Origin of the sequence: Mesorhizobium sp. Root552 (assembly GCF_001427285.1) — a bacterium.
Classification (GTDB): domain Bacteria; phylum Pseudomonadota; class Alphaproteobacteria; order Rhizobiales; family Rhizobiaceae; genus Mesorhizobium.
This window is the reverse complement of record NZ_LMFV01000049.1, coordinates 1-4,554: the sequence shown is the minus strand read 5'-3', so window position 1 is coordinate 4,554 and position 4,554 is coordinate 1. Positions and strand designations below refer to the sequence as shown.

The following is a 4,554-nucleotide window of genomic DNA, read 5'->3' as shown; positions in this document are numbered from 1 at the left end:
GCGGTTTGAAGCCTTAAGACACCGGACGGGCGGCCGCGAGGCCGCACTATCTATCTAAACGAGCGCCCTTGCGGCCGCCCGTCTTCCCGACCTGCGCTCCAACGGCAAAGGTCAGTTCTTTGACAATGGCCAGACGGCTTTAGCCGGGCGTGGCAACCATAAAGCACGAACCTTGGGCAGCCGTCTGGCCATTCCTCCGGGCCCCGCCAGCGACGAGCGAAGCGAGCGAGCTTAAAGGCGGGGCAAAGAGCCCCAGACGGCTTTATCCGGGCGTGGCAACGGAAAGGCGTGACCACACATGAAACACTGGCACCGAGGGTGTGCCGAGATTCAGGTCAGGGTGAGTCGAAAATGGTGGATTTCGAGAACCGGAGCGGAGCGTACTTTAAGTACGTGAGCACCGGAAGCGCAGAAGGCCGCCATTTGCAGGCCACCCTCACCTGAATCCCGATACACCCTAGTCGATGTGAGCGCCAAGTCTCTCCATCAACCCCATGAACTCGGGAAAACTGGTGGCGATCATCGAGCGGTCGTCGACCGTGACCGGATGTTCCGATGCCAGCCCCATGACCAGGAAGCTCATGGCGATGCGATGATCGAGATGGGTCTTCACCGCTTCGCCCTTTTCGCGTCCGCCCAGCCCCTTGCCGCCCGGCGTGCCGCGCACGGCAAGCGAAGTCTCGCCTTCGGTGCAGTCGACGCCGTTGAGCTTCAGCCCGTTGGCGACGGCAGACAGCCGGTCGGACTCCTTCACGCGCAATTCCTCAAGCCCCTGCATCAGCGTCTCGCCCTCGGCGAAGCTGGCGGCAACGGCAAGCACCGGATATTCGTCGATCATCGATGGCGCCCGCTCCGCCGGCACGACGACGCCCTTCAATTCCGAATGGCGCACATGCAGGTCGGCGACATCCTCGCCGCCGGCATTGCGTTCGTTCAGCACCTCTATCTGAGCGCCCATTTCCTGCAGGGTCAGGATCAGGCCGGTGCGGGTCGGGTTCATCAGGGCGTTCTGGATGACGATATCGGAACCTGGCACGATCAGCGCCGCGACGAGCGGAAAAGCGGCGGACGACGGATCGCCCGGCACCGCGATGGTCTGCCCGGTCAGCTTGCCCTGCCCTTCGATGAAGATATGGCGCACGCCGCGTTCATCGGTTTCGACCTGAAGGTTGGCGCCGAACCCCTTCAGCATCTTTTCGGTGTGGTCGCGGGTCATGACCGGTTCGATCACGGTGGTGATGCCGGGCGTGTTCAGTGCCGCGAGCAGCACCGCCGATTTCACCTGCGCCGATGCCATCGGCACGCGGTAGGTGATGGGTGCGGAATGCTTAGGTCCGCGCAGCGTAATCGGCATGCGGTCGCCGGGCGCTGCCTTCAACACCTGCACCCCCATCTGCCTGAGCGGATCGAGCACGCGGCCCATCGGCCGCCCGGACAGCGACGCATCGCCGATGAAGGTGGTTTCCATGTCGTAGGTGCCGACCAGCCCCATGGTCAGGCGCGAACCGGTGCCGGCATTGCCGAAATCGAGCGGGCCTTCCGGCTCCAGCAAGGCGCCATTGCCGGTGCCGCGAATCATCCATTCGCCGCCCTGCTTTTGAATATGCGCGCCCATCGCCTTCATCGCCTCGCCGGTGCGCAGCACGTCCTCGCCCTCGAGCAGGCCGGTAATGCGGGTCTCGCCGGACGCCAATCCGCCGAACATGAAGGAGCGGTGCGAAATCGACTTGTCGCCGGGAACCCGCACGGTTCCGACAAGCCCCGCCGAGCGGCGGGCCGTTGCAGGTTGCGGGGCGGCATCGTGCGACATGGCAATTCCTCTTGGCGAAGTCCCGACGGGCAGAGATTCTTCCCTCGGCGTGGCCGGGTCTCGTATCATGGCATGCGGCTACGGTCATCCCCCGCCGCAGGCGTCCAAACAGCCCTTTTCCCACGCTGCCTTTTAGCTTTGACAGCGCTTCAATGAGCCGTTAAGGGGACCAGACTTTTTTCGACGAGGCTTGCCGTGGCGAAACCCGAACTTGGCACAAAACGCATCGACCCGGAGACGGGCCGAAAATTCTATGATCTGAACAAAGATCCGATTGTCTCTCCCTATACGGGCAAGAGCTATCCGCTCAGCTATTTCGAAGGTTCGAAGCCTTCCATCATCGAAGACGAAGAGGACGTTGCCGAGAAGGAAGTCGAAACCGAGGAAGAAGGCGCGGAACTTGTCTCGCTCGAGGATGCGGACGAGGAAGCAAAGGGCGACGATCTGCCCGATCTCGGTGACGACGAAGACGACGTCGACCTTGGCGACGACGATGACGATACATTCCTTGAAGACGAGGAAGAGGGCGACGATGATGTCTCCGACATGATCGGCGTTGGCGACGACGACGAGGAAATCTGATCTCCTTCTTGCCGGCACGGCGCTTCTTTTGCGGTGCCGGCAAAAAGCAGCCTGTTGAGGCTTGCTATTGACGACAGGCAGCGCTAGAAGCCGCCTGCACTAAGGGCCGGGTCTTCCCGGTCTGATCTCTTCGCCGGAAACGGCGCCGGCTGACTGCCGGGAGTGGGGCCATAGCTCAGTTGGGAGAGCGCTTGAATGGCATTCAAGAGGTCGTCGGTTCGATTCCGATTGGCTCCACCAAACAGTCCTTCGCAAAGCTGATGTATTTCCCGCTTCGGGAATAGCTCCGTCATTTCCGCGGCTTAGCTTACGCTGTGCGGGAACGGGTGGCTGAGACGCAGCGATTTAGCGGTCTTTCCCTGCGATTTCCGCCTGTTGTCTCTGTGGCAGTCTCACCCGTTCCACCTATTTTGGTCTGCGATGGTCGCTGCATCGGCAGGATGCTCGAATGGAACTCCTCGGATTGTGTGGATGCGAATGAAGTTGGCGTCGGGGGGCGCACCGTAGTTGCCAATGCATTGGAGACTGCTCAGCTAGAGGAGCGCTCAATTTGCACGAAAGAACTTGCCGCGAACGGTATCGGGCGTAACCGCTTCTGCGGCATTGTGAGCGGTGGCCAATGTCTCAAGCCAGGCACCCACCTCGATCGGGATCTCTTCGATGTTCTCACGCCATGCCAGGACGAGAGAGATGTCGCATCCTAGTGCTTCGGCGAGCGTATCGGATGACCAACGAACAATCCGTAGGCATTCTCTCAAGCGCAGTGAATTCATGCTCGATCCGCACGCTTTCGATCGGTTTGAGGGGGAAGGGGCGCCGCCAGTTCATTGTGGAGGATTCGCAAGTGGACACACGCCCGCCGAATAAAACGCTTCACCTCGTCCTGGGGCATAATATCGGTTCGCTCTGCTGCTTTCTCGATCTGAGCGACAAACCTTTCCCGGCCTGTTGTCATTCGCCTCTCTCCAGAATGCCCCGACGATCTAAATCATCTTTGGCCGTGAGGGGCAATTGGGCCAGCTAACAACAAGTGGAACAGAAGTATAGCAAGAGCCGTGCGGTAAAATCCTACGTCTCCAGGGCTCGTGCCTGCTCAGCCCAGGATGCTGGAACGTCGATCATACGTGAGAGGTGGCTCGGGGTGAGATGTGCAGGATGTCGGCCTGCGAGGATCGCATCGGTGATGGCAGGCGACAGGAAAGCCAGGGGAAGGATGCGGCTTATGTCGGCGCGATGCACACCGACTTTGAGCGCCAGATCGGCAATCGATGGGATTGAGCCCGATGTCAGCTCTTTCAAGTAGAAGTGAGCCCGGCCGATCATATCGACCAGGTTTGCATCCGGCTCTGGTGGATGCAGCTTGCTTTCGATGACGATACGCTGCTCGCGACCGCGGCGGCGCATGGCGATGGGAAGGTCGATGACATGGATCGGCGACTCGGATGATTCATTGCTTTGGTCCCATGCAGGGGGCAGGTTCGAAGCGGCGTCATGTTCCTTGCCCTGCGAGATCTCATCATCTGCGCTATTCCAAACAATCTCCCCGGCCAGTACTTCGATGATGACCCATGGCCGGACGCTGAAGGCTACATTGGTTGATGACAGTACGATCCGGTCAAAGACCTTGCATATCAATTGCCTGAGCAGGTGGCCTACCTGATCCCGCTCCAGCTGCGCTGACAGGTTCTTGGCTTGACGGAACACATCTTCCATCGACAAGCCTCGGGTTGCAGGCTCCTGCTGCAACCAGTTGCTAAGCAGCATCTTGTTGGCAAGGATCGAACGAAGCTGATCAAGTGCAATCTTGTCCAGGAGCTCGGCCGGGATGCGCCAGCCCAATGTGGGCGGGTTACCAGAAGGGGAGGTAGGAGTATTTTGATCATCCCTCCCGGCGCTGCTGCCTATCCTTCCGCTGTTCCCTGCCCTTCCGGCTCTGCGTGGCCTCACCAGATGCGACGAGACATAGTAGCGGTAGCGCTTGCCTTGGCCGGGCGACGACGTGGGGCTGAGCCGCTCTTCCGTCTCGTCAAACACAATGCCGGTGAGAAGATGCATGTCCCTGCTGTGTCAGGCGAAATGAGAAATTGCCCCCCGGACGAAAGGAAGAACTGACCCCCTCTCTTTTGAGAGGACGGATAGATGACGACAGAGCTTTCGGCGAC

The 4,554-nt window shown here is 60.1% G+C and carries 4 protein-coding genes and 1 tRNA gene; 2 read left to right on the top strand and 3 right to left on the bottom strand.

From position 1 onward, the window contains the following. Positions 1-457: 457 nt before the first annotated feature. Entirely contained in the window at positions 458-1,810 is a 1,353-nt protein-coding gene (gene aroA / locus ASD50_RS17565; RefSeq protein ID WP_056243951.1) for a 3-phosphoshikimate 1-carboxyvinyltransferase, read from the bottom strand. 195 nt (positions 1,811-2,005) lie between these two features. On the opposite strand from aroA, the gene ASD50_RS17560 reads away from it, so the two are divergent. Together ASD50_RS17560 and ASD50_RS17555 are read left to right on the top strand one after the other, a co-directional pair. Then, a complete protein-coding gene (locus ASD50_RS17560) occupies positions 2,006-2,392 on the top strand; it encodes a TIGR02300 family protein (protein ID WP_056243949.1) in 387 nt (128 codons plus the stop codon). A gap of 164 nt (positions 2,393-2,556) precedes the next feature. Next, positions 2,557-2,632 (top strand) — tRNA-Ala (locus ASD50_RS17555). A 305-nt stretch (positions 2,633-2,937) separates the two neighbouring features. Here ASD50_RS17555 and ASD50_RS17550 read toward each other — a convergent pair. After that, positions 2,938-3,165 (bottom strand): hypothetical protein, encoded by a 228-nt coding sequence (locus ASD50_RS17550; protein WP_056243947.1) that lies wholly within the window; start codon positions 3,163-3,165, stop codon positions 2,938-2,940. Between the two features lie 295 nt (positions 3,166-3,460). Continuing rightward, on the bottom strand, positions 3,461-4,447 hold the full coding sequence (locus ASD50_RS17540; protein ID WP_156465159.1) for a hypothetical protein: 987 nt from the start codon (positions 4,445-4,447) through the stop codon (positions 3,461-3,463). Positions 4,448-4,554 lie beyond the last annotated feature (107 nt).

Bases quoted from the DNA above. Each gene is read 5' to 3' on its own strand.
- aroA (WP_056243951.1), bottom strand. From the start codon at position 1,810: ATGTCGCACGATGCCGCCCCGCAACCTGCAACGGCCCGCCGCTCGGCG.
- ASD50_RS17550 (WP_056243947.1), bottom strand. From the start codon at position 3,165: ATGAATTCACTGCGCTTGAGAGAATGCCTACGGATTGTTCGTTGGTCA.
- ASD50_RS17540 (WP_156465159.1), bottom strand. From the start codon at position 4,447: ATGCATCTTCTCACCGGCATTGTGTTTGACGAGACGGAAGAGCGGCTC.